Genomic DNA, 23,076 nt, shown 5'->3' on the forward strand with positions numbered 1-23,076 from the left:
CCTTGGCAGTCGTGGTGGGTGAACGGTGATGGGTTGGCTGAGTGGGTGCCGCACCGGACCTGCCGGGGCGGCACCCGGCGGGGTTAGGGGTTGGTGGCGGCGAGGGCGGCGGTGGTGGCCTTGCCGATGGCGGTGACGGCCTGGGCCGGGTCCGTCAGCTCCAGGAGGGTGGCGCCGGGCAGCGGGCGGGGGTCGGGTTCGAAGGCGAGCCACAGCACCGCGCACCCCGCCGCGCGGAGGGTGGTGATGCGGTCGGCTGCGCGGGTGGCCTCGTCGGGGCGGTAGCGGCCGTCGGAGGCGATCACCAGCAGGCGGCCCGCGCCGGGTGTGGTGAGGTCGAGGGCTGCGGTCAGAGCATCGGCGGCCTCGGCGAGGCTGTGGCCGCCGCCGTCGGCGTCGAACTCGGTCACCCGGGCCGGGGTGCGGCCGGGTGCGGTGATCGCGGTCAGGGCCCTGCGGTAGGCGATGGTCGCGGTGCGCGAGTCCGGGTCGGTCAGCGCGGAGGCCTTGGCGATGATCCAGGCGGCCGAGGCGATCGGGGCTGCGGCGGCGTGCATCGAGCCGGAGACATCGACCGCGATACCCACCCGCAGGGGCGGGGTGGGGCCTTGGCGGCGCTGGGTGCGGATCCAGGGCTGGGCGGTGGGAATGGCGCCCGCCGCCTTCTGCGCGTCCCGGGCCAGGGCGCCGCGCATACTCAGCCGCCCGGGCGGTACCGCCGAGGCGGTGACGGTGACGGTGCGTTCTCGGTAGGCCGCAGCCGTCAATGCCCGAGCCAGCCGTCCCGCCGCTGCCTTCTCTACGGGCGGTGGGCGGGCGGGTACCGGTCACCGGCGAGGGGGCGTAACGGGCCTTGCTGCGCTGGCTTTCGGGGGTGAAGGGGCGTGCCCCGGGTGTGAAGACCTTCTTGGCGATCTCGGCGGCCTGGCGGGCGTGGGCGGCCTGGGCTGCCTTCGCGCGGGCGCGGGTGCTGCTGGCGGCATGGGCGCGGGCCTGTGCGGCCGCCTGCTCGGCTTCGTTCGCCGCCACCGCTGCGGCGATCTTGCCGACCACGTCGGCGAGTTGGCCCCTGGAGCCGGTGGGAGCAGGGGTGGGTTCCGGTGCCTGCGGGGTGGCTCCGAGGGCCTGGCACCAGGCTTCGGCATGCTTGATCATCGCTTGTGCGTCCTCGTCGGCGGTGGCGTGAGCGGCCGTCCAGATCTGCGCGAGGGTGTTCAGCAGGTCGGGTCCGAGGAGGGTGGTCAGTGCCTCGTTGAGGGGCTGGGTTTCGTCCGGGTCGAGGATGCCTGCGTCCCGGCGGGCCAGGATCAGTCCCGCCGCCGCCCCGGCCTGCCAGGGGTCGGTGGGCGTCTGGGCGTTGAAGTCCGGCAGGACCAGGCTCTGTACGGCGGCCCGCAGGAAGCCCCGGTCGCCGGGGCGGCGGGCCAGGTGCGCCTTCTCCACGCGTGCCTCTTCCAGGAGCTGGGCTGCCGCATCCAGTGCGGTGCCGCGTAGCGCGGCTGGTGTGCTCCAGCGGCTGTGGGCGGCGTGGGCGGCCTCGTGGGTGAAGGCTCCCCAGGCGACCGGGTAGCGCAGTTCGTCGCTGACCCGAGTGGGGTGGACGGTAGCGGGGTGGAGCGGGGCGAACAGGCCTGCGTCGATCTCCAGTTGGGCGAGGGGCGGGGTAGAAAGCGGCCGGGGCACCGGAGCGGGTGCCGGGCTCGCAGGTGACGATCACGTCCTCGCGTCCGGCCAGTTCCGGAAGCCGCTCCCCCAGGGCGGCGGAGATCCGCAGCCACTGCGCGGCCTGCGGGCGCGGGCGCGGCTCGTGGAGGGGGCCGCCGTCGTCCGCCCAGGGGGCGAGGTCGCATTCCAGCTCGGTCAGCGGGGGTGGTGCGGGCAGGAGGTGGGCGGGTGCAGGCATGGGTGATCGGGCCCTTTCCGGGAGGAGGCTGGTGGAGGGTTGGGGGGCCGGGACCGGGTGTGTTCCCGGCCCCCTGGGCGGGTGTGTTAGAGCTGGCGGCCCAGGGCCAGGGCGGTGACCGGGCGGCCGATGGCCTTGGTGACGATCTCGGCGACCGTGTCGCGGTCCTCCAAGGGCGCGATGCCGACCAGGTTGGCGAAGGCGGCCTCGGTGCCGAGCACGTCGGCGATCTTCTGGAAGGCGATCAACTCCCGCAGTTGCGGGGCCCATCCGACGTCTCCGGCCTGCTGGCTGGCGGCGAGGTGGCGGGCGATGCGCACCGCCGTGCGGTTGATCTTCAAGGCGGCGGCCAGGTCGTAGTCCGAGCCGACCTGGATCTGCACGCTGAATCGCGAGGCGAGGGCTTCGGTGAGGATCGCGCCGTGCACGCCCGGGTTGTGTCCGGCGATCACGTAGAAGCCGTCGGAGGCGGTGATCGTCTCGCCCTTGTGCGCCTTGACCTGGATCTGCCTGCGTCCGTCCATCGCGGGGTACAGGGCGGCCAGCAAGTTGGGGGAGATCAGGGTGGCGTCGTCCAGGAGGAGGGCGCGGCCCTCCTGCATGGCGGTGACGAGGGGGCCGTAGATGAATTCGTAGCCGCCGCTTGAGTCCTGGGTGTACTCGCCGATCAGGTCGCCGACCGTGGTGTCACCGTCTCCGGCCACCGTGATCAGGTCCGGGAAGGCCGCCTCGATCAGCGACGTCTTCCCTGTCCCCGGCGGCCCGTACAGCAATACCGGTACCTGCGCCTCCCGGAGCCGCCGCAGCGCCTCGACGTCCGGCAGCTGTGCCAGGGCCCTGGGGTGGTATTTCTGCCCGTTGGGCCGGGTGATCGGCTCCGGCCGCCCGCCCGGTGAGGGGGACGGTAGTGGTGCCTGCCTGGCCGACTGGTGCGGCACCGAGGCAGCCGGGCTGGGTTCGGGCGCGGGTCCCGGGGCCTGCTGGGCTGCTGCGCCCGTCATGGAAGTCGCCCGGTAGGTGCGGGGTTTGGCGCCCGACCGTTCTGCTTCGCCCCGGCAGACCAGTGTCTCGCACGCGTTGCCGACCGCCCCGCCCGAATGCCCCAGCATCTTCGCCAGCTCGGTCACTGTGAACCCGGTGTCTGGGTTGGCGGCGAGGATTTTGGCGATCCTTGCCCGCAGCTCGCCCGGGCGGGCCTTGCCGACCGGGCCGGGCGGCGGCCCCGCCGGGGGCGTGGGCGCGCTGGGCTGTGTGGAGGCAGCCTGCGCGGATACCAGGGTGGACGATGCGGGCGTGGGGGCAGGGGCGGGCACGGCAGGGCTCGTCATCGGGCGAATTCCTTCCATTTCTCGACCGGGAAACAACTAATTCGAATTCTGAAATAACCGCCCTCGCGGGGGCACACTCCACCCGTCATCCGTTTTCAGGCAGACCCTGTAGGGGGGATTCCCTTTCCCAGTCTTCTCGGGAACAATTCAAATATAGCTCGACCCGCACCCGGCTTGAAGCAGGATTCCGGCTTGATAATGCTGGAATTCTCGTGAATTCACGACGGGTTTTCAGGGGAAATTACGCCGCGACGACACAAGGCGTCGTGGCCTGCGGCACGCACGACCAAAACGGAGGCACACCGGTCGCCTGGAATGCACGTATTCGAGTGTGCGCTCGACTCCGCCTGCAGGTGTGGCCTGGACCGGGACGCTCTCACCGTCCCTCGGACCGCCTCATGGCCGGGCGTCCGGTGCCAGGACGGGCGCCGGCATAGGCATGGGCTGTGAAGTTAAGGGAAGCGGACCGCAAGCCTGCTGATCACGAGGCGAATTGGCGGACGTGCCGACATGTGCGAGGAAGCAGCCGGAGCGCCGAGCTGTTGGAGATCGGGATGCGTTGCTGCACCGATATACAGTCGCCCTCACCCACAGGTGGCTCGTAGAGCCCTGGCCTGCGCTCTCGGGTGGAATGAGGGCGTCGTATCCAAGCACGCACACGGACCCGACGGTGGATACGACACCGGATATGACGGGGCGGACGTCAGCGAGTCCCGGAATCAGCCCGTTGGATTCGGGCTGAACCGCAGGGCGTCGAGCCGGAGACTTCGGCACGGACGACGTCTGGCCGTTACGCGCCCTCGCGGGGAGGAAATCGCATGCAGTTCCCTTCGGCTCGACGGACATGGCCGAGCCTGAGGAGAACGGCCAGAACAACACCGTCGACATCGCCGCGGCTCGCTGGCATCAGGCCGGCCGCCACGACCAACAGGTCGCCGCCGCCTACCAAACCCTGGCCCACCTCCAGGTCGCCTACGACGAGGCGGCGGCTCAGCCGCTACTGAGATTCGCCGCGTGATGTCGCTCGCGCGGCACTCGGAGCTACAGCGATGTCTTATCCGCGAGCGAAACGACTCGGAGATCAACAGGTGTAAGCATGAGCATATGATCCTGCCAACCCGGCAGGATCATTCGGGGTCGATCACCGGGTGATCACTGGCTTGGCACCCTTCTCCGGCCGGGATCGTTCCGTCACCTTTCTGTTTTTACCCCTCCGCAGAGGAGCGCCGATGCGCAGGATTGCCTGCATCGCCCTCGGACTGGCCTTGATCGTCGAGGCCATCCCGCTGTTTGTTCTGCTCGCCGGGACTGCTGTCATCGCTCTGGCCTTCCCCCGCGAGCCTGGTCGCCCCGGCACTACGTGGATCGGCTATGTCTCCTTGGCCCTCGCCTTGTTCTGGGTCGTGGCATGTGTGTGGGGCGCTGCAAGGGCATTCGCCCGTGCATACCGCCGACCCACCGCAACCTGGTCCAGGGACTTCCTTTTCCTCGCCCTCGGCCACCTCGCCGCCGCCGTCCCGACCGCAGCCGAAGGCCTCTCACTCGTGGCCTTTGCCGAACTCGCCTTCGTGCCTCTTCTCCTCCTGGCCGCCCGGCCCTCGCGCTCCCGCACCTCGACGTCTACATTTGCTCTTCGAATCGAGCCCCTCGTGTCTGGGCCATCACCGCAGCCCGGGGAGCCGAAGCGAGCGACATCACGCGGCGAATCTCAGTAACAGCCCTGGCCCAGCGCAAACCGCCCGCTCGTACGGTGGAACGCCATGCCCAGCACATACGGACGGTCCTGCCCGACCACGCCGAGCAGGTCCTCGACGACGCGGCCTGGCCTGCACTGGCCGCCGCTCTCGCCCAAGCCGAGGACGGCTGGCCCCGACCCCCGCCAGCTCCTCCAGACCGCCGCTCGCCATCGTGCACTGGACGACGCCCCCTCCACCGCCAGGGGCTGGGCGCATCCGGTCCCAGTAGCAACGGGCGGACCGCTTCGCTCCGCTAAGAACTCCTAACGAAATGATCTTTGTGGTGGTTGGATCCTTCCAGTCCTGGGTGCTGGGCCGAGAGCGCCCGACAGCATCTGCTGCAAGGAAGTTGGCCGGTGCGGCCAGATGATCTGCTCGGGCGCTGAGCATTGGGTTATGTGGTTGCGGTGAGCCCGGTGGGTGGGGCGATGATGCAGCGGTGCGTGCTGAAGCGAATGAGGTCGAAGAGGCAATCAAGGGGGAGCTGCGGCTCATGGATCCCACCGTGCGAACGTCGCGGGCGGAGGCCAGGCAGCTGTTGGACCCGGAGTTCGTGGAGGTCGGCGCCTCGGGCCGGCGGTGGTCGTACGAGGAGATGCTGGCCGAGTTGCCGGACATATCCGGCAGCTCGGAGGAGGGTCCCCGGTATGTCCCCTCAGGTATGAGGGGTGTCGTGCTGGCTCCCGGTGTGGTGCACCTGACGTACGAGACCATGATCGAGGGACGGCGGGCGCGCCGGAGCTCGCTGTGGCGCAGGTTGGGCGAGGAGACGGGTTGGCGGATGTACTACCACCAGGCCACGCCCGTCCCGACCCAGGGCGACTGACGGTGCAGGTCACCAGCGGCGACGGAGTTCGGATCGCCTTCGAGGTTGTGGGCACCGGGCCGCCGTTGGTGCTGCTGCACGGTTTCTTCGGGGACCGCACGACGTGGCGGTCGGCTGGCTATGTCGACGCACTTGCCGGGGGCCATCGCCTGGTTCTCGTCGATGCCCGTGGCCACGGTGGGAGCGATGCACCCCACGATGTGGACAGCTACCGGATCGACCGTCAGGTAGGTGATGTCGTGGCCGTACTCGACGCACTCGACATATCCCGGGTGGCCTTCTGGGGTGCGTCGATGGGCGGCATCATCGGCCTCAACCTGCTGGCTGGGCAGCCAGAACGGCTGACCGCGCTGATTGCCGGCGGGGCACATGGCGGACGTGTCGCAGCTGCTCCGGCGGAGGTTCAGCAGGAGGTCGAACTGTTCCGCTCTCGGGGAACGGCTCCCTTCATCGAGATGCTGGAACGTCAAAGACCACTCCCGGCATGGATGCGCGCGGCGATGCAGGCAGCCGACCCGCATGCGCTGGCAGCGCTGACCGCCGCCCTTGACGCCCGCGACGGCGTCCTGGAAAGGCTCGCGCACACCCCTGTACCGGTGCTTCTGCTCGCCGGCGACCGTGACCCCCGGCTAGGGTCGATCCAGGACACCGCTGCTCGGATCTCGGGCGCGACCTGCGCCGAACTGCCCGGTTGCGGGCACCTCGACACATTCCTGCGCCTCGACCTCGCCCTGCCGGTGGTACGTCCGTTTCTCGCCGCGTACGCGGCTGGGCGAGCCGGTCAAGGCTTCTTCGGCGGCTGTCCTGCTCGGCATCATCCACGCCCACTTGAATGCTGACTCGCGCCTGACTGCCTGGGCGTCGTCTGAACTGCCGCCAGTCGACGCCAGCAGATCAACGAGCATCCGAGGCTCAGGAAGGCTTCGTGGATGTCGTCGCGAATCTCCCATCGGATGCGCAGGCGGCGGAACCAGTGCAGGTGAGCGAAGGCGCGTTCCACGACCCGGGGGGGCTGCGGTACGACGTCGTCATCGGTACGCGCATGGGGGCGCGCTGACGCCCAAAATCCGTCCCCATCCCGCACGAGGGCCATTGCCGCGGCGGCCACCGACGCGGCAGCGTGCCTGTTTGCTCTCGCCCCGGCTCGCGCGGGAAGAACGCGGCCGTCCACGGGTGGAGACGGGACTCTTCGGGTGAAAAACCGGAGCAGGGCCACCAGACCGGCGGTTCGCTGGCTGTTGGGACGGTCTTCAAATCTTACGTTCGGCTTCAGCCCCCACAGCGGGGGCGCCCGTGCACAGAGTCTCGTCGGCACCTGCCGCGGACCACGAAGCCGAGAGGGGGCGTCATGCACCTGATCCGCGGTGCACTCGCCGCTGCAACGCTGGCGGCTTCCGTCTCAGCCATCGGCCTGTCCTGCTTCGTCGCGGACTGGGTGCCCGGGAGTTCCGATGCCACGCAGGTCCGCATGGTCAGCGCTGCCGGCCTGTCGCGGGGCAAAGCCCACGCACCCGCTACGGATCCGGTCCCGCAGCAATCAGCGCTTCCCTGCTGGAGCTACGGCGGCCCTTACTGCGGCTGGGTGAGACCCTACTGGGGCGGTTGTGACAAGGAGTGGGGCCTGAGCTTCGGGTTCAAGGACTCTGACTGGCTCTGTCCCCACGACCCGCTCCCGAGCCCCTCAGCCACCCCCAGTCCCTCGGGCACCTCGGCCACCCCCAGCCCTTCCGGTACCCCGCCCTCCTCCGGGGGCGACGGTTCGTCGGTCACTCGCAGCCACTTGGCCAGACCCCACCAGTCGGCTAGCCCCATGGCCGAGCCCGGCCCCACGCCCACATCCAGTCACGCAGGTCACGTCGTCCATCGCCGGAAGCAGCGTTTTCCGACCGCTCCCTCACCGGAACCTCCGGGGACCGGTAGCAGTGACGGTGAGCACTCGCCGGTGACAGCTGAACCGCAGGTCCTGCCGTCGGTCGAAGACCCGCTCGGCTCTCACCCCGATCGCGGCACCGGGGCCGGCCTGCCGGTACCGGACCGTGAGACAGCTGATGCCGGCCAGATGGAGGGCGAGGACGGCTGAACCAGGCCGGTCGCACGAGTGGACAGCATCCGAGTCGGCGTAGGTGTCGCCATGCCCGGCGGGGGTGGCGCCAGTGCTCTGGCACCTGACGCAGGCCCGGACGAGACCGTGGGCGATGCCGCTCTCAGGGGCGGCACGGACGTCGTGGAGAGCGCCGGGCGGGGCGGGCGAGGCCCCCAGCCGGGCGGCCGGCGGGGGCCGCGAGGATCTGCACGTCCACGCCGTGTTGTCTGTGCCCGGCGGAGCGGTAGGCACGGTCGTGCGATGCGGTGGACGGTCAGCGCCGTCCCGTCCAGGGGACGCGCGTTTCATGGCCCCGCTCGGGTGATGGCCGCGCCCGTACCGTCGAGGCCGAGAACTTCGCGCACCTCGGGTTCCTGATGTGCCGTGGCGTCAGAGACCTGAGGTGCTGCCGGTTCCTCTTCCGGTCGACTGTCAGTCGGCAGATCCGCGTCGGCGGAGCCAGGCCGTGGCCAGCGTTCCCAGGACCACCAGCAAACCGCCGGCCGCGATCGCGACGTTCCTCGCGCTCAGGAGGTCGGTGCTCCAGCCGGCGGCCGTGCTGTCGTGCGGAACGGAGGAAGGGGCACCCCGCCCAGGCAGCGGGGCGCCGGAAGAGCCACTCCCGCCCGGAGTCGGACCGCCATGCGGACGAGCGCGGTCTCCGTCGTCCTTGCCCTTCTCGCAGTGGGTGGCCGGAAAGGGAAAGGCTCGCCTGTGGTTGTCGAAGGCCCTCACCACGAAGAGCGGGTGCACCCTGAAGAAGTCACGGATCTCGAACTCGTACTGGCCGGTGGTCTGGGTGGGGTATTTGACGTCCAGGTACGTCGAGACGGTGAAGCTGGTCCAGGGTGCTGCTGGTGAGGAGGACGATCCCGGGGTGCCTTGGAGGACGAGAGCCTCCGGCCCGCGCCGGCCATTGGTCAGAATCGCCCTCAGGGTTTTGTCGATGAGCACGACACCGCGCTGACTGTGGCAGGGACGCCAGGGGCCGTGGGGCCCGTCGTCTTCGTCTTCATGAAGCCGCGGGAAGGCGGCCGCGTGCCGTGCAGGGGCCTGCGCAGCGGCGCACGTCGACGCAGACACGAGAGCGACAGCCGCGCCCGCCAGCGGTGCTGCAACCCAGGCACGAAGATTCATCCGATGACCTCCATGGGTGGCACACGCAGGTGACCGCCTGCTGGGTGACACATCGACCCCCAGAAGAAGGTAAAAGAAATCGGCTCGTCAGATTGTGAGGGTCTCCGGGGAGCCGCGCTTGCTGTCACTCAACTGCAGTAGTCCCGGCGGAGATCGCGGACCGCGGGCGGCTTCCGCCGGGTGTCGCCGCACCCGCAGCGGACCCGCAGGGACCGGACCTCCCGACACGAACCGTCCCTCCTGCCCGTAGGCGGCGTCCGCGGTCACCCAGGCGAGGGAGAGAGCGGAGGCCACGGCACGTAGTACGAGGCGCTTGGCCAGCTCTCCCTTGGTGGCGAAGACGCGTTCGTCGGGGGCCTTCGCAGCCTGGCAGCGCTCGCGGTCGTCCGTCCAACATTGATGCCCCACAACGACGGTCGCCTGCACGCTGCAGCAGCTTTGGACGGGCGGGGCCCTTGTATAGCCCAGGCCCGCCGTGTGGCTGCGGCCACGAGGAGTTCATGGGTTCGCTCGTCGACAACTGCCGAGTCAGGGGACAACTTGCGCAGGCCGGTCGGAGCCGCCCGCTGGTGCTGACGCTCTGCCGTGTCTGTGAGGTCGCCGATCTGATGAACCAGCTGGGGTGTGTGTGCGAGTTCGACGAGATCCGCCATCCAGCCGGCTTCCAGTGCGCGGGATTCCTTCGCGGCGGCCGTGTCAGCGAGGCGGCGTAGATCGGCGAACACTCCATGGTCGACCGTCACCACCAGGAGCGCATCGCTCTCCATCTCCGTGAACAGGTGCGGATGGCCGAGGTCCAACGAGGATCCATCCAGGATTTCGCCGTCCCGGTCCCGCCTTGCACCTCGCCATCAGGGACGGAGCCGAGACTCCTCCACATCCCGCTCAGGTTGTAGTCCCGTCGGCACTTGGCCTTGCTCCCGAGTCGTTGCGGGTACCGCTCTTTGATGCCCTCCACCAGTCGGCGGGCGATTCCCCGGCCGCGCTGTTCCTCCGCCACACGCAGGTGTGCGAGCCGAATACGCGTGCTTCTCTTCGGCAGTCCGAACGGCGCGTAGCCGAGCGCCTCGTCCGCCTCAACCGCGGCCAGAAGGCCGCCGTCCTCCGCTGCCTTCCGGTAATCAGGAGGCGTCAGAAGTCCGAGCGTGTTCGTGTAGCGGTCACCCAGGGCTACGGCCTTTCGATCAGCTCGTCCTGCGCAGGCGAAACGGACACCAACTTGATCGCCATTGCTTCGCCTCCAGTTGGGCTGGCGCCGCGCAGCCGTAGCCAACTCTGGCCAATGATCCCTTTTCCGTACGGTCGGGCTATCTTTCCATCAGGATCAGGTACGGCACGGCACACGGCAGCTTTGGGGAGACCGGCGCAGTGGTGAAGCGGCACAACAGACGAGGCAGGCTCTGCGGAGCACTGGCGGGGGCGGTTGTGGCGGTCCTGGCGGTGGGCGGCTGCGACACGGGCGGTGGCAGCGCGACCCACCCGTCCGCTGTCCCGGTGAAGCCTGCCGCCAGCGGTGGCAGAACCAGTGCCGCGCCGGGCACGGCCGACGCCGCGGCCTGGCGCAAGTGGGGCCTGACGCCGCTGCCCGCTGCCCCGCAGCCTCCTGCTGACAAACCCGTGAAGCTCACCGCCTCCGGCACGGTTCCGGTTTTCACCCACGTAACGACCTCGCAGAAGGTCGTCTTCATCACCATCGACGACGGGCAGGAGAAAGACCCCAGATTCGTCGAGATGATGCGGGACCTCAAGATCCCGATCACGATGTTCCTGATGAACGACGTCATCAAGTCCGACTACGGGTACTTCCGGCAATTGCAGGCGCTGGGCAACCACATCCAGAACCACACCCTGCACCACCCCGTGATGAGCACTCTCCCACTGGCCCGTCAGAAGGAAGAGGTGTGCGGCGACCAGAAGATCCTCATCAAGGAGTACGGCACCGCACCGCTGCTGTTCCGCCCGCCCTACGGCGCGTACAACGCCAATACCAAGACCGCGGTGGGCGAGTGCGGGCCCAGGGCGATCGTCTGGTGGCGGGAGTCCATGCAGATCCGCAACCTGGCGTACCAGCTTCCCGACAAGAAGCTGCATCCCGGGGATATCATCCTGGCTCACTTCCGCGGGCCCTCGGAGCTCAAGGGCGCCACGATGACGCAGATGTTCTCCAGCCTGCTCAAGCGCATCCAGGAGCAAGGCTTCGCCGTGGCTCGCCTGGAGGACTACATCCAGCCACCCACGTTGCACTGACCGACGCCCCTGACGTCACGGTTGACTTCTGTTGCCCGGACGGCCCCTCCCGTGCGCCGAGCCATACGAGTAAGGAGCTGACGGGTGAGTTCAGGGCGTGTCCGACATGTCCTGCCGAACCGCGCTGCGATCCATAGAGCACCACGCTCGGCCAGTGCCCGCCTGCGTCCCCACCGGGAGCGCCGCACACCAACGGATGAAGCCCGCGCCTTCGCCGGCACGGCCGCCAGATCGGCGAGACAGCTGGCAGCGCGCGCCAGTTCCGCCTGCAGCCTTCGGCGCCGTTCGGCAGAACTCGCCCTCAATAACGCCGAATAGAGTCCCTCGACATCGGCCCCATCTGCCGGATCCGCGTATGGGATGGCGTGTGACCTCGTCCCCGCTGCGCCCCGCCCATCAGCCCTCCCTCTGCGCCCGGCCTGCTCGGCGTTGAGCGTGGAGGCCCCCGGCCGACGCGCAACAACAGCTCCAGGCCGCCCGATCCCCCGCCGTGCCGATCGCTGGCCCCAGCCCGCCCCAACCTTTCTCTTTTCTGTTTCGGGGTCGGCTGCGAGAGGCGCATAGGGGGATGTCGGGCTCCCGACCACCGCAGGTAAGGCATGGTGACCTGCGGCTACGTCGTCCAGGGTGCGGCAGGGCACGGTCAGTTGTCGGAGGAGATATCGGCGGGGATGCCGGCACGGTCGGGGGCGGTGTTGTTGCATCGTGACCGTGGTCGGGCCTTCGTGGTCGGTGGTTCGGTCAGGGTTGCCTGCTGCTGTAGCCGGTATACGCGGCGCCGGGCAGGACGGCGCCGCCCCTGTACGAGAGAGGCGGGCCGACGATGACCGACGTGGACGCGGGCGGTGGTGACCGGCTAGTGCTGGCGGTGCTGACGCAGTACCGGATGGCCACCACCGAACAGATGCATCGGGTGATCGCCCCCGAGGTGCGCATCGAGCAGACTCGGCGGCGGCTGGCCAAAATGCGCGATGAGGGACTCATCGACCGCATCACCCTGCCCCAGTCCGGACGGCTGCGCGCGTGGTTTCCCACCTCCTACGGCGTGCAGATCGCCTCGGAGTGGCCGGAGTTGCGCGGGCGGCGGCCGCCGAAGACGGTGTCCGATCCCACTGCCGCGCGACTGCGGGTCGGACACACTCTGACGGTGACCGAGACCGCGCTCCTCTTCCTCGAAGACGCGCGCCGCCGCGGCGAGTTGTGCCGGCCGCTGGACTGGCTGCCCGAGGTCTACCACCCCATCGGGGGTGGTGAGTCCGTCATCCCCGACGCGCTGATGTACTACCGGCGCGGACCCGCGGACGGCGAGGGGTCGATGCTGCGGGCGTTCGTCGAGGTCGACCGGGCCACCATGGGCCCGGAACGGCTGGCCGCAAAGCTCACCGCCTACGCCCGCCTCTACCACTACGTGCCCGCCGCCCCGGGTCGCCACCGGCCGACCATCGGGCAGGAACCGGTGCAGGAGGAATGGCGAAGGCGCTACCCGCTCTTCCCCCGCGTCTTGTTCGTCCTCGACGGCACCGGCCCCGCCGGCATCACCACCCGTATCCGCGCCCTGCACGCGACCGCCGCCGACCCGGCACTGGCCGGCTTCCTGCGCGTAGTCCCCGTGGTGGCCGCATCCCTTGTCGACCTACGCAACAACGGACCGTCCGAGCCAATCTGGCGCCCCATACGGGACCCTGACCGCAGAGTGGTCTGGAGCCACGCCCAAAATGTGTAGACCGGCCTGCGCAGCCGCTGCACAGCGCCCACCGCCTCCGTGCGACAGCTGCGCAGAGTTTTCCGACCACAGGCCCGACCACAACCCCGACCGCAGCCTTGCGCAAGGAACTGCGCACCGAGCGCCCAGCAGTTGCGCAGACTGGTGGACGGCTGCCCAGTCTGCGCACACGGGCGAATCAGAGCCTGCGCAGTCGTGTTCCTACCTGCCGTGGTTGGGCCCATGGTCGCCTCGACCACAGGGCCCACCACGCTTCGGCCCACCCGGCGCGTCAACGGGTACGTGGTGATTGCGCATCCTTGGGCGGGCGATGCGCACCTGGCTTCACAACCGACCGAGGGCCCTGCGCAGTCGGACCTGCCGACGGTGCCGACATCCCCTATTGCTGGGACAGAAGGTGGTTCCCCACGTCCCATTGGGTGGTGCGGCCTGCGCGCGGCCCGCACCCCCCTCAGGAGTCTCAGGTTATTGGGCTGAAAGCAGGTCCCGAGTTTCCTCGGCGCATCCCCACGACAGCGTGACGCCTGCGCCACCGTGCCCGTAGTTGTGCACGACCAGAGTGCCGTCCTCCCACAGGTCCTTCTCCACACGGACCGTGGCACGGGTCGGTCGAGCGCCGATCCGGTGCTCCAGCACGCGGGCCTGGGCCAGACGGGGTTCGACCTCTGCGCAGCGGACGAGGATTTCGGCCGCCGCCTTGTCGTCGGGGGCAAGGTTGCCCTCACCGTCGATGGCTGTGCCGCCCAGCACGACGGTGTCCGCGTGAGGATAGAAGCACAGCAGGTCCGGCGAAAGGCCGGTGTCCTCGGAGAAGAACTCGGTCAGCCTCGGGTTGGTGACGACTACGTGCTGGCCGCGGATGGGCCGGAGTTCAGGATCCGGCACCAGGTCGCGTGCACCGAGGCCCGAACAGTTGACGATCAACGAAGCCGGAGCGGCATCCGCGAGCGAGGCCAGCCGATGCCGCTCGACCGCTCCCCCGGCATCACGGAGCCGGCGCAGGAGGTAATCCAGATAGGTGGGCATGTCGATCAGCGGCACAGTAAACCGGTAGCCCGCCGTGAACCCGGGCGGGAGTTCGGCAGGCTCACACGGGCGGAAACCCGGCAAAGTCATGGCCCAGTCTGGCGCGGCCTCGGCCGTGCGGGACGCTTCGATGCCGCTGGTGAGCCGAACGCCCGTCGCCGGCTCCTCCGCCAGCTCGCGAAAGACCTCCAGCGACCGTTGTCCCCACAGGTCGACCTTGTCCTTCGGCTCGACCAGGTACGGCCCCCACATCGCCCCGGCCGCCAGCGACGTGGCACCGGGTACCTGCTCGGCCATCACGCGCACCGAAGCCCCGGCCTCGGCGAGAACGACGGCGGTGGTGAGCCCAGCCACCCCAGCCCCGACAACAACAACGCGCTCCCCTGCGGTCATGAACTTGACCCTAACCACCGGATGACGTCGAGAGCGTGGGATGAGTTGCGCAAACCCGTGATCGATTGTGTCCAAGTTTGACGACGAGCCGCCGGTGTCCGCGAACCCCATCGTGTAGTCGGTTGTCATCTCCCGCTCCGCCGTCCGAAGCGGCCCAGGAACTCGTCATCCCGACGCCGCTCCGCTGCGGTTTCGCGTATGACACTCTCGGTCCCCACGGCTCCGACTGTTGATCTACGAGTGCAGCCTCTCGACAAGGTTCTCGACCGTGTCGCTCGGTCTCGCCAGGTGCCTTTCCTCCAGGAAACGGTGTGCGCAAGCGCCGCTCGGTAGGAGCCCGAACAAGCCGCCATACCTGGGTCCGTGCCGAGCGGCGCTCGCTCGGCAAGATCACAGTCAGGCCAGTCTGTTCCGACTCACCCTCGGCCTTCGCCTTCGGCCCGTCTCGTCACTGAGAGTAGGGCGGGTGAGTGCTGACGTGTTGGGGCGATGGGTGCCGGACCGCCCCGAAAATGTGGCCGCGGTGCTCACCAAGGCGGACTTCCCGTGGTGGATCGCCGGCGGATAGGCGATCGAGCTCGCTGCCGGCCGTGAACTGCGCCCGCACGGCGATCTCGACGTCCTCGTCCTCCGCCGCGACCAGGCCCTCGTACGGGATCTCCTGGTCGACTGGGACCTGTACGTGGCGGACCCGCCCGGCCAGGGGGAGCTGCGACCGTGGCGTCTTGGAGAGGTCCTTCAGCCGCCGCTCCACGACATCTGGTGCCGCCGCACGCCGGTGGCACCCTGGTCCATCGAGCTCATGCTGGACGAGGCCGAGGGCACCCAGTGGGTCTCGCGGCATCTCTCCGCGATCCGGCTCCCTATCGACAGGCTCGGGCGGACGAGCGAGACGGGTATCCCATATCTCGCGCCCGAGGTGCAGCTCTTCTACAAGGCGAAGGCGGCCCGGGAGAAGGACGAGACCGACTTCCAAGCGGTACTGCCGCTGCTGGACGCTCCGGGCAGCAAGCGGGCCGCACGGCTGACCAGCGCTGTCAAGCCAGGCTGATGCCCTCGCTGTCTACGGTGGCGAGGGCAGGGCGTCGGCGCTTTCCGGGCCTGACCGCCTACACGGCTTCGGCTTCACATGGAACGCCTGCATCAGCCTGCGTCACGGGCAATAGAGCGGCACAAGCGAGGACCTCGACCAGATGCTCGGCCAACAGTCCGACATGCGGATCCGGCTGGACCAGGGCGGTGACATGGCCACGGGCGGTGCGCTCCCTGGCCCATTCGTGGTCGAGGCTGGTGAAGTCGTCGTCGATCCAGATGGCTGGTGCGTCGCGGAGCCAGGCGTCGACGTGGTCGCGTTTCCACAGGTAGCCGTTGGGGTGGCTGGTCGTGATCTGCGGACGCGGCAGCTCGACGTGTGGCAGGGGCGGGAGGCCGAGGAGCGGGCCGATGAGCGTGGTGGCGTCCTGGCGCCAGCTGGTGCACCAGACGGGGGTGACCAGGCCGGTTCGGATCACGTGCATGAGCAAGGGGCCGTGGGCTGGGTTGAGCCAGATGGTGACTGGGTTGTCGGCGGTTCGGCCGGTGGGTACGACGTCGTGGCGGGTGTGGGTCTCGGGGCCGGTTCCTTCCGCGTCCGGGAAGGGGATGAGGACGCCGTCGATGTCGAGGAGCAGGTAGGGCGGGCGCATCGGGTTCTCCCGGGGGCCGGGGGCTGGGGGCTGGGGGCTGGGGTCAGAGCTTGCGCGTGGTGATCAGCAGGGTGGTGGGCCAGAGGCCGTGGCGGGCGTCGTGGAATTCCTGGGCTGAGGCGAGCCAGAGACCCGCTCGTCCGAGGTGCTTCTCCCAGCGGTCGGCGTCGAACTCCCAGCGTGCGATGGGCAGACGTGTGCGGTCGGGGAGGGTGACGTAGTCGCGGCCGGGCCGGTCGTCGGAGGAAGGGCGCCTGCCGCCACGCTGGGGGTGGGGGACGGAGAAGGCGAGGGTGCATCCGGGTTTGAGGTGCTGGGCGATGGGCGGGAGCAGAAGCTCCGGGGCGACGAGGCCGATCGCTCCGAAGACGGAGTAGATCGCGTCGAAGCGCTCGTCGGAGGCTTGCAGGTAGTGCAGGGCGTGTCCGGCGACGAAGGTGAGGTTGTTCAGCCGTCCGTAGTGGGAGCGGGCTCGGCGGACCTGTAGGCCGACGAGGTCGACGCCGGTGACGTGGGCGCCGTAGCGGGTGGCGAGGTGGGCGGCGTTGTGGCCGGGGCCGCTGCCAAGTTCCAGCAGTCGCTTGCGGCGTAGATCCGGTCCGAGGATTTCGGCGCCGGGCCCGCTGCCGGGCCGCGTAGTCCAGTCCATGCGCGCGGGGACGGACAGCGGTTCGGCGGGGCTGGCCGTAGTGCGCTGGAGGGCGTGGACGTACCAGGGGGACGCCTGAGCGAGCACGTCAGACCTCCAGGAGGTGGAGGACGTCGGTGAGGTGCCGACGTACGGCCTTGATGTAGGCGGGGTCGGTGGCCGGGTCGTTGATCCAGCGGATGGACTGCTCCATGAACCACTCGACGGCCCAGACGCGGTGCCAGCCCAGCGCCCACTTCTCCGCCGGAAGCCCGCCACGCTCGGCGAGGGCGTCGGGTGTGCCGCCCTCGGTGACGTAGGACTCCAGGAAGACCCGCAGACGTACTGGGTCGGGGGCGTCGAGGGTGCCGTGCCAGCTGGCGAGGTCGAGCAGGCCGGGGCCGGTGAAGGCGCGGGCGAAGTCCAGCAGGCGCCAGCCGCGTCGGCCGATGTGGAGGCTGGTGGGGTGGAACTCGGAGTGCACCCAGCCGAACGGGCCGACCGTGGCACCGGCCGAGCGCGTCTCGGCGGCTTGGGTGATGCGGTCGAGCGCGTCCTCGATGTCGTGGGTGTCCTCCCACCGGTCGGCCTTGCGCAGGTGGCCGAGGTGTTCCAAGGCTCGCGCCGGGAGGCTGCGCAGACCTCCCTGATCGAGGACCGGCAGGGCTGCGGCTGTGCGGGTGCGGTGCAGGACCACGGCTGCGGCGGCGCCGTCGAGGTCGTCGGCTTCGCGGATGGGAGCGCCGAGGTCTTCCAGCAGCATCCCGAGCCAGCCGTCCAGGACTGCCGAGGCGTGAACGGAAGGGACGGGGACGCCGTGTGTTTTTGCCAACCGGAGTGCCTGGTCCTCCCTGTCGAAGGGCCTCCTGGCGTACTTGAAGATGGCGGTGCTGCCGTCGGTGAAGGTGAGGCGCTCGACGCCGGACATGGACCAGACGCGCACTTCCTCACGCGAGGCGCAGGTTTGGCCGGCGAGGATCAGCAGGTTGTCCAGGAGTTCGGCGTTGAGGGTCGTGTCCATGAAGGGCTCTCCAGTGCGGTGGTGGCGTCCGGGGCGGGCGAGAAGTGCCTGCTCACCCCGGAGCCTGGTGTGCGGTGTGCTGCTACGCGGTGGGGCTGACACGGTGGGCGTAGACCTGCTCGATCCAGCCGGCCTTGAAGGCCGCGAGGTCGTCGCGGAAGGCGCTCATCGACGCACCGTAGGGCGCGACGACGCCGCCGGACTGGTCCGGCACGGACTGGCAGCCGTGCACGAGCCGGCCGCCGAGGGCGGCGTGGGCCTTGATGGACTCCATGCGGCGGTGCTCGTTGAACCAGCCGCCGTGGTAGACCTCGTCCAGCATCCCGCCCATCTCGTCGTCCAGGTCGAAGACGACCGCGGTGGCGGCCGGGAAGAACCAGCACGGGCCGACGTTGGAGATGTGCCCGTCCAGCTCGACCTTGTTCAGTGCCATCAGCGTGGCCGCCTCGCGCAGCATCCGCTGGTGCTCGGCGGTGATCTGCGGCAGGCCGAGGTCGGCGAGGTGCTCGTCGCGGAACAGGTAGGCGTACACCTCGTAGGCGGTGGCCAGCACGCGGGCGGCGTCCGAGGTGGACTCGCCGTGGGACTTGATGAAGTCCAGGGCGAGCTGCTCGACCGCGCTCTCGGTGGTCTCCTCCACGTCCAGGAGCTGGGACTTGACCAGCTCCCAGTCGGCGACGAGCCAGGTGTTGGACTCGAAGCGGAAGAAGTACTCGGCCGGGTCGATCGTGATGCGCCGGCCGTCGACCTGGATGCCCGGCAGTCGGCTCCAGCGCTCGTCGAACGCCTGGGGCAGCTCGACCGTGATGGCCGTGGTGTCGATGGTGGTCACCGTGTCTCCGTCTCTGATCGGCCGGGTTCGGGCATGCCTGAACCCGGAGCGGGCGTACGGAACTTCAGGGCGCCGCCCGGCCGAAGGGGGAGCCTGGTCACGGTGTCGGACCGGGCCGGGCGGCTGATATTCAGTGAACACGTCGTCACGCACAGTCGGTACGGTGAGAGGCAGTCGAAGCGGTATACGCGGTTTACAGCACCGGAGCGGAGGCGATCGTGGCAGCACAGAAGGGCCCCAACGCCCGCCTGCGTGAGGCCATCGAAGCGACCGGCTGCACGTACGAGGTCCTGGCGAAGGACATCCGGCGTATCGCGGCGGAGAACGGGGAGATGCTCCAGACCAACAAGTCGGCTGTCTCCCATTGGGTGAACGGCAACCGCCAGCCCACAGGCCGGACCGCCCGGTACCTCGCCGAGGCACTGTCCCGACGAGCAGGCCGCACGGTCACCGAGACGGAGATCGGTCTCCGCGGAGGCGAGGCACCGACCGAGCAGACTGATCCCGTCCTCGCCGCGACCGACCTGGGCCGTGCCGACGTCGACCGCCGACGCTTCCTGACCGTGGCCGCCTTCACCGCAGCCGGCGTCGCCATGCCCCTTTCGTACGACCACGAAGCCACAGCGCGCATGCTTCGAGCCCGCACGGGCAGCTCCCTGGTCGGTACGGAGGATGTGGAGGTCGTAAGCCAGATCACCGCTGCATTCAGTGCTGCCGATGAGCGTCTTGGTGGCGGCCATGGGCTCACCACCGTCACCGCGTATCTCGCCGACACCGCTGCCCCCATGCTCCGCGGACGGTTCCCGAACGAAGCCTTACGTCAGGCAGCCTTCGGAGCGGTCGCAGAACTCGCCTACCTCGCAGGCTGGAAGCACCACGACCTCGGCCAGGAAGGTGCCGCCCAGCGCTACTACCAGGTCGGCTACCAACTCGCCTGCGAAGCCGACCCGCACGGCCATGCCGCCTGGATGATGCGTGCCCTCGCCCACCAGGCACTGAGCCTCAAGCAACCCCACCACTGCGTCGACCTCGTCGAGGGCGCACTGACCCGCGGCTTGGGCCACGTCGACGGCCAGACAGAGGCGCTGCTCCACATCACTCATGCCCGCGCGTACGCCGCCGTGGGCGAGAAGCCCGCAGCCGCCCGCGCCCTGCTCGCCGCCGAGGATGCCCTCCTGCGCGATGATGGCCCCCAGCCCAGCTACTCCCGCGTCAGCGGCCCGGCCGCCGGCACCGTGGCCAGCCACACCGCCCGCACGCTGACCGACCTAGCCGATCACGTCGGCACCGAGCAGCAGCACCGAGACGCCCTGGTCCGCTGGGACCTGCAGAAGTACAAACGGGTCCACGCGCTCACCTACGCCGACCTGGGCGACAGCCTTGCGGCACAGGCCCGCGCCGACGAGGCCGTCGCCGCCTGGTCCCAGGCCCTATCTCTCATGGAGGGCATGACCTCGGACCGCACCCGCAAGGCGATCACCTCACTCCGCTCCACCCTCGCCGTCTACCAGCGCCGCAGGGTGCCCGGGGCGGCCGAACTGGCCCGCCGCACACGCGAAGCACTGGCCTAAGCTGCCCACCAACCGGCCGACGAAGGGACACAACCGTGGCTCAGCCGACAACCGACGACCAGCCCAAAGCCCTCAAGCCCGCCCTCGAATCCATGACCCTGCTGGTCGCCGCCGTCATCGTCCACGACAAGGCCACCAACCGCGTCGTCCTCCTCCAGCGCAGCCAGAACGCCAAGTTCGCCCAGGGCATGTGGGACCTGCCGGTCGGCAAGAGCGAACCCGGTGAGCCGATTACCGAGACCGCCGTACGCGAGCTGTACGAGGAGACCGGCCTGAACGTGAAGCCGGAGGCCCTGAAGGTCGCCCACGTCATCCATGGCGCTTGGGGCGTCGAAGCTCCCAACGGCTTCCTCACGGTGGTCTTCGCCGCGCACGACTGGACCGGCGAACCGGAGAACCGCGAACCTAGCAAGCACGCTCAGGTCTGCTGGGTCGATGCCGATGCCATCCCGGAGGAGTTCGTGGACACCACCGCGAGCGCCCTCCACCGCTATCTCACCGGTGGCCCTCAGGTATCGCTGGATGGGTGGAAGTAGGGATCAGCACGGCGGCAGCGTGGCCTGAGCGGCCGGAGCGTCGAACGACGGGATGCGCGCTTCCTTCTGCTGGCCGGGGTCACGGTGCACTGAGCGCCACCAGATCAGCCCAGACGCGTTTGCCCCAAGGCAACCGGTCGACGCCCCAGGACTGCGCAAGGGCATCGACGATGCCGAGACCTCGCCCGCCGACCTCCTCAGGGGCAGGGGACTTCAGGAAGGGGAGAACACGGCTCCTGTCGAATACAGCGATCTGCACCGCTCGCTCGCCGGTACGTCTTACCGTCACCCGCATCGCAGCCGCCCGAGCGTGCTGGACTGCGTTGGCAACCAACTCCGCCGTGACGACCTCCGCGTCAGGCGCCAGCTCCTGCAGTTCCCACGCCTCGACGGCGCCCCTCACGAGCCGGCGGGCCAGCGGGGCAGACTCCATGGCACGCGGCAACACTTCCGTCCGTACCTTGGCGCTGTTCGAGACGTTGAGGGTCCGGGCCATCACGACGCCCCGCCCAATGCCCATCGCTCCTGGCCGGAGCGCGCAAGTTGATCGACGAGATCCGGTGTGCACAAGGCGGCCGGGGAATCCATCGGAACTGCCCAGTAGGACCGCCCGTCCTCATACGTCGTGCGCCTGACGGACGGCACCCCCAACAGCGTGCGCGGCGCCCGGCACTCGGTGCTCTGGTCCCTCCACTGGCGTGCCGTGCTCGGCGGCACAAGGGCGTAGTAGCGGCTCAGGCCGCTCGACGCGAAAACCGGACCGCCTTCGAGCGCTTTCGTCAGGAATGCGTCGACGTCAACGGGTTCCTCGCCGCCAGCCGCTGCGTAGACGAAGAAACCTGGGATGCGGATGGCGGTGAACAGGACACCGCAGCGCAGCAGGACCTCCATGCCTTCCTGCCACTCCTTGCGCGCGACCGCGACATCCGGCGCAGCACACAGGAGCCAGTGCTCCGCAGCGAGCGCACGTTCAGCGCCCGTCGTGACGTGAGGCTGCATCCCGCCTGCACAGGACCGCAGAGCCGACTGTCTTAACACCGTCGGGTCAACAGCATGCGGAACGGGACCCATGAGTGACCGCCTCCCTCTAGGCTCATTCAGGAACGGTCTCAACGGTAGAAATCCGCGCTCGGTGAAGCTTCCCCTTGATCGTGGACACCTGGAGACTGGGACCTGAGGTTCCAGAGGAAGTAGCACCAGGTGGGAAGCAAGTACACGAAGCGGTACACCGAGGAGTTCAAGCGAGACGCGATTGCGCTCGTGGATTCCTCGGGCAAGACGGTCACTGCGGTTGCCCGGGAGCTCGGCATCAGCTCGGAGTCCCTGCGCGGCTGGTACCGCCGGGCCAAGGCGAACCGGGGCGAGGGCAAGCCCGGTGAGCTGACCAGCGCCGAGCGCGAGGAACTCAAGCGGCTGCGCAAGGAGGTCCGCGAACAGCAGCAGACGATCGAGATCCTGAAAAAAGCGACCGCCTTCTTCGTGAAGGAAAACGACCGGTGAGCGAGCTGTACCGGTTGATCCATGCGGAGAAGGCGACTTACCCGATCGTCCTGCTGTGCCGGGTGCTGAAGGTCGCCCGCTCCTCCTACTACGCCTGGCGCGAGGGCGAGGTCGCCCGCCGCGCTCGGCGGACCGCCGATGACGCGCTCGCGCACGAGATCACCGTGCTGCACATCGCCTCCCGCAAGACTTACGGTGTCCCGCGCATCCACGCCGAACTGCGCCGCCTGGGCCGACAGGTGAACCGCAAGCGTGTCGCCCGTGTGATGCGTGAGCGCGACATCCGCGGCGTCAGCCGGCGCAGGCGGCGTTCGCTGACCCGGCCGGATGCGAAGGCGAAGCCGGCCCCGGACCTGATCGGCCGTGATTTCCATGCCGAGCGTCCCGGGATCAAGCTGGTGGGCGACATCACTTACCTGCCCACCGCCGAGGGCTGGCTCTACCTCGCCTGCTGGCTGGACCCGGCCACCCGCGAGGTCGTCGGCTACGCGATGGCCGACCACCACCGCGCCGAGCTCGTCGTCGATGCACTCGACATGGCCCACGGCCGGGGCGGGCTGGAGCCCGGCTGCGTGATCCACAGCGATCGCGGCGGCGAATATACGTCAGCCCAGTTCCGGGACCGAATACGAGAGTTGGGTCTGCGGCAGAGCTGCGGACGCACCGGTTCATGCTTCGACAACGCCGCCGCGGAGAGCTTCTGGGCCCTGCTCAAAGAAGAGATCGGAACCCTCATCTGGCCCGATCGGGCCACCGCCCGTGCGGAGGTCTTCAACTTCATCGAGACCTTCTACAACCGCCGCCGCCTGCGCAAGCACAAGACCTTCGGCTACCTCACCCCGGCCGAGACCAGGCAGCGGCATCAGCACGCCCTCGCGGCATAACGATCACGTGTCCGAGA

At 69.1% G+C, this 23,076-nt stretch carries 22 protein-coding genes and 3 pseudogenes; 12 read left to right on the forward strand and 13 right to left on the reverse strand.

What is annotated here, in order from left to right:
- Window positions 1-83 precede the first annotated feature (83 nt).
- Window positions 84-1,903: pseudogene (locus tag ACFYZB_RS39755) on the reverse strand (VWA domain-containing protein).
- Window positions 1,904-1,989: 86 nt separating this feature from the next.
- Window positions 1,990-3,072, reverse strand: a complete 1,083-nt coding sequence (locus tag ACFYZB_RS39760; protein ID WP_388766838.1) for an AAA family ATPase — start codon at window positions 3,070-3,072, stop codon at window positions 1,990-1,992.
- Between the two features lie 1,003 nt (window positions 3,073-4,075).
- Between ACFYZB_RS39760 and ACFYZB_RS39765 the strand changes: the two genes are divergently transcribed.
- The 3 genes from ACFYZB_RS39765 to ACFYZB_RS39775 all read left to right on the forward strand — a co-directional run bounded on the left by ACFYZB_RS39765 (window position 4,076) and on the right by ACFYZB_RS39775 (window position 6,632).
- Window positions 4,076-4,249: a hypothetical protein gene (locus tag ACFYZB_RS39765; RefSeq protein ID WP_388766740.1), complete on the forward strand. Its 174-nt coding sequence runs from the start codon at window positions 4,076-4,078 to the stop codon at window positions 4,247-4,249.
- 1,211 nt (window positions 4,250-5,460) lie between these two features.
- Window positions 5,461-5,793, forward strand: a complete 333-nt coding sequence (locus ACFYZB_RS39770) for a DUF4440 domain-containing protein (protein WP_388766741.1) — start codon at window positions 5,461-5,463, stop codon at window positions 5,791-5,793.
- Window positions 5,794-5,795: 2 nt separating this feature from the next.
- Entirely contained in the window at window positions 5,796-6,632 is an 837-nt protein-coding gene (locus ACFYZB_RS39775) for an alpha/beta fold hydrolase (protein WP_388766743.1), read from the forward strand.
- On the opposite strand, the pseudogene ACFYZB_RS39780 reads toward ACFYZB_RS39775, so the two are convergent.
- The 3 genes and pseudogenes from ACFYZB_RS39780 to ACFYZB_RS39790 form a co-directional block, all read right to left on the reverse strand.
- Window positions 6,608-6,796, reverse strand: a pseudogene (locus ACFYZB_RS39780) (hypothetical protein); the annotation flags it as partial. The gene ACFYZB_RS39775 and the pseudogene ACFYZB_RS39780 overlap by 25 nt on opposite strands.
- A 1,512-nt stretch (window positions 6,797-8,308) precedes the next feature.
- Entirely contained in the window at window positions 8,309-8,830 is a 522-nt protein-coding gene (locus tag ACFYZB_RS39785) for a hypothetical protein (RefSeq protein ID WP_388766744.1), read from the reverse strand.
- A gap of 270 nt (window positions 8,831-9,100) precedes the next feature.
- The gene (locus ACFYZB_RS39790) at window positions 9,101-9,439 is read right to left on the reverse strand and encodes a transposase (protein WP_388766745.1); all 339 of its coding nucleotides are present in this window, start codon (window positions 9,437-9,439) and stop codon (window positions 9,101-9,103) included.
- A gap of 74 nt (window positions 9,440-9,513) precedes the next feature.
- On the opposite strand from ACFYZB_RS39790, the gene ACFYZB_RS39795 reads away from it, so the two are divergent.
- Complete coding sequence (locus ACFYZB_RS39795) at window positions 9,514-9,726, forward strand: hypothetical protein (protein ID WP_388766747.1); 213 nt, start codon at window positions 9,514-9,516, stop codon at window positions 9,724-9,726.
- A gap of 26 nt (window positions 9,727-9,752) precedes the next feature.
- Here ACFYZB_RS39795 and ACFYZB_RS39800 read toward each other — a convergent pair whose 3' ends face one another.
- Complete coding sequence (locus tag ACFYZB_RS39800; protein ID WP_388766749.1) at window positions 9,753-10,286, reverse strand: GNAT family N-acetyltransferase; 534 nt, start codon at window positions 10,284-10,286, stop codon at window positions 9,753-9,755.
- A 98-nt stretch (window positions 10,287-10,384) separates the two neighbouring features.
- On the opposite strand from ACFYZB_RS39800, the gene ACFYZB_RS39805 reads away from it, so the two are divergent.
- Both ACFYZB_RS39805 and ACFYZB_RS39810 read left to right on the forward strand, forming a co-directional pair.
- On the forward strand, window positions 10,385-11,260 hold the full coding sequence (locus ACFYZB_RS39805; RefSeq protein ID WP_388766751.1) for a polysaccharide deacetylase family protein: 876 nt from the start codon (window positions 10,385-10,387) through the stop codon (window positions 11,258-11,260).
- 823 nt (window positions 11,261-12,083) lie between these two features.
- Window positions 12,084-12,983: a replication-relaxation family protein gene (locus tag ACFYZB_RS39810; protein WP_388766753.1), complete on the forward strand. Its 900-nt coding sequence runs from the start codon at window positions 12,084-12,086 to the stop codon at window positions 12,981-12,983.
- Window positions 12,984-13,448: 465 nt separating this feature from the next.
- Here the strand turns inward: ACFYZB_RS39810 and ACFYZB_RS39815 are convergent, their stop codons facing one another.
- Window positions 13,449-14,402: an FAD-dependent oxidoreductase gene (locus ACFYZB_RS39815; RefSeq protein ID WP_388766840.1), complete on the reverse strand. Its 954-nt coding sequence runs from the start codon at window positions 14,400-14,402 to the stop codon at window positions 13,449-13,451.
- Window positions 14,403-14,600: 198 nt separating this feature from the next.
- Between ACFYZB_RS39815 and ACFYZB_RS39820 the strand changes: the two are divergent.
- Both ACFYZB_RS39820 and ACFYZB_RS39825 read left to right on the forward strand, forming a co-directional pair.
- Window positions 14,601-14,794, forward strand: a pseudogene (locus ACFYZB_RS39820) (hypothetical protein); the annotation flags it as partial.
- A 290-nt stretch (window positions 14,795-15,084) separates the two neighbouring features.
- The gene (locus ACFYZB_RS39825; protein WP_388766754.1) at window positions 15,085-15,453 is read left to right on the forward strand and encodes a hypothetical protein; all 369 of its coding nucleotides are present in this window, start codon (window positions 15,085-15,087) and stop codon (window positions 15,451-15,453) included.
- A 58-nt stretch (window positions 15,454-15,511) separates the two neighbouring features.
- Here the strand turns inward: ACFYZB_RS39825 and ACFYZB_RS39830 are convergent, their stop codons facing one another.
- The 4 genes from ACFYZB_RS39830 to ACFYZB_RS39845 form a co-directional block, all read right to left on the reverse strand.
- Window positions 15,512-16,087 carry an HAD domain-containing protein gene (locus tag ACFYZB_RS39830; RefSeq protein WP_388766755.1) on the reverse strand — a complete coding sequence of 192 codons (576 nt, stop codon included), beginning with the start codon at window positions 16,085-16,087 and terminating at the stop codon, window positions 15,512-15,514.
- 43 nt (window positions 16,088-16,130) lie between these two features.
- Window positions 16,131-16,823, reverse strand: a complete 693-nt coding sequence (locus tag ACFYZB_RS39835) for a class I SAM-dependent methyltransferase (protein WP_388766757.1) — start codon at window positions 16,821-16,823, stop codon at window positions 16,131-16,133.
- 1 nt (window position 16,824) lies between these two features.
- Window positions 16,825-17,736: an aminoglycoside phosphotransferase family protein gene (locus ACFYZB_RS39840; RefSeq protein ID WP_388766758.1), complete on the reverse strand. Its 912-nt coding sequence runs from the start codon at window positions 17,734-17,736 to the stop codon at window positions 16,825-16,827.
- Window positions 17,737-17,818: 82 nt separating this feature from the next.
- Window positions 17,819-18,568 (reverse strand): hypothetical protein, encoded by a 750-nt coding sequence (locus ACFYZB_RS39845; protein ID WP_388766760.1) that lies wholly within the window; start codon window positions 18,566-18,568, stop codon window positions 17,819-17,821.
- A 218-nt stretch (window positions 18,569-18,786) separates the two neighbouring features.
- Here ACFYZB_RS39845 and ACFYZB_RS39850 point away from each other — a divergent pair, with 218 nt between their 5' ends.
- Together ACFYZB_RS39850 and ACFYZB_RS39855 are read left to right on the forward strand one after the other, a co-directional pair.
- Window positions 18,787-20,139 (forward strand): helix-turn-helix domain-containing protein, encoded by a 1,353-nt coding sequence (locus ACFYZB_RS39850; protein ID WP_388766762.1) that lies wholly within the window; start codon window positions 18,787-18,789, stop codon window positions 20,137-20,139.
- Between the two features lie 35 nt (window positions 20,140-20,174).
- Window positions 20,175-20,675 carry an NUDIX domain-containing protein gene (locus tag ACFYZB_RS39855; protein ID WP_388766763.1) on the forward strand — a complete coding sequence of 167 codons (501 nt, stop codon included), beginning with the start codon at window positions 20,175-20,177 and terminating at the stop codon, window positions 20,673-20,675.
- 79 nt (window positions 20,676-20,754) lie between these two features.
- Here ACFYZB_RS39855 and ACFYZB_RS39860 read toward each other — a convergent pair whose 3' ends face one another.
- Together ACFYZB_RS39860 and ACFYZB_RS39865 are read right to left on the reverse strand one after the other, a co-directional pair.
- A complete protein-coding gene (locus ACFYZB_RS39860) occupies window positions 20,755-21,171 on the reverse strand; it encodes an ATP-binding protein (protein ID WP_388766765.1) in 417 nt (138 codons plus the stop codon).
- On the reverse strand, window positions 21,171-21,674 hold the full coding sequence (locus tag ACFYZB_RS39865) for a hypothetical protein (protein WP_388766767.1): 504 nt from the start codon (window positions 21,672-21,674) through the stop codon (window positions 21,171-21,173). Before ACFYZB_RS39865 ends, ACFYZB_RS39860 begins: the two co-directional genes overlap by 1 nt.
- A 201-nt stretch (window positions 21,675-21,875) precedes the next feature.
- Here ACFYZB_RS39865 and ACFYZB_RS39870 point away from each other — a divergent pair, with 201 nt between their 5' ends.
- A complete protein-coding gene (locus ACFYZB_RS39870; RefSeq protein WP_351218511.1) occupies window positions 21,876-22,175 on the forward strand; it encodes a transposase in 300 nt (99 codons plus the stop codon).
- A complete protein-coding gene (locus tag ACFYZB_RS39875) occupies window positions 22,172-23,059 on the forward strand; it encodes an IS3 family transposase (protein WP_388766768.1) in 888 nt (295 codons plus the stop codon). Before ACFYZB_RS39870 ends, ACFYZB_RS39875 begins: the two co-directional genes overlap by 4 nt.
- Window positions 23,060-23,076: the final 17 nt, after the last annotated feature.

It is taken from the genome of Streptomyces sp. NPDC001852 (assembly GCF_042891825.1).
Classification (GTDB): Bacteria; Actinomycetota; Actinomycetes; order Streptomycetales; family Streptomycetaceae; genus Streptomyces.

Excerpts from the sequence above, each read along its gene's own strand:
- ACFYZB_RS39765 (WP_388766740.1), top strand. The coding sequence starts at position 4,076 with ATGGCCGAGCCTGAGGAGAACGGCCAGAACAACACCGTCGACATCGCC.
- ACFYZB_RS39770 (WP_388766741.1), top strand. The coding sequence starts at position 5,461 with ATGGATCCCACCGTGCGAACGTCGCGGGCGGAGGCCAGGCAGCTGTTG.
- ACFYZB_RS39795 (WP_388766747.1), top strand. The coding sequence starts at position 9,514 with ATGGGTTCGCTCGTCGACAACTGCCGAGTCAGGGGACAACTTGCGCAG.
- ACFYZB_RS39810 (WP_388766753.1), top strand. The coding sequence starts at position 12,084 with ATGACCGACGTGGACGCGGGCGGTGGTGACCGGCTAGTGCTGGCGGTG.
- ACFYZB_RS39815 (WP_388766840.1), bottom strand. The coding sequence starts at position 14,402 with ATGACCGCAGGGGAGCGCGTTGTTGTTGTCGGGGCTGGGGTGGCTGGG.
- ACFYZB_RS39830 (WP_388766755.1), bottom strand. The coding sequence starts at position 16,087 with ATGCGCCCGCCCTACCTGCTCCTCGACATCGACGGCGTCCTCATCCCC.
- ACFYZB_RS39840 (WP_388766758.1), bottom strand. The coding sequence starts at position 17,736 with ATGGACACGACCCTCAACGCCGAACTCCTGGACAACCTGCTGATCCTC.
- ACFYZB_RS39860 (WP_388766765.1), bottom strand. The coding sequence starts at position 21,171 with ATGGCCCGGACCCTCAACGTCTCGAACAGCGCCAAGGTACGGACGGAA.
- ACFYZB_RS39865 (WP_388766767.1), bottom strand. The coding sequence starts at position 21,674 with ATGCAGCCTCACGTCACGACGGGCGCTGAACGTGCGCTCGCTGCGGAG.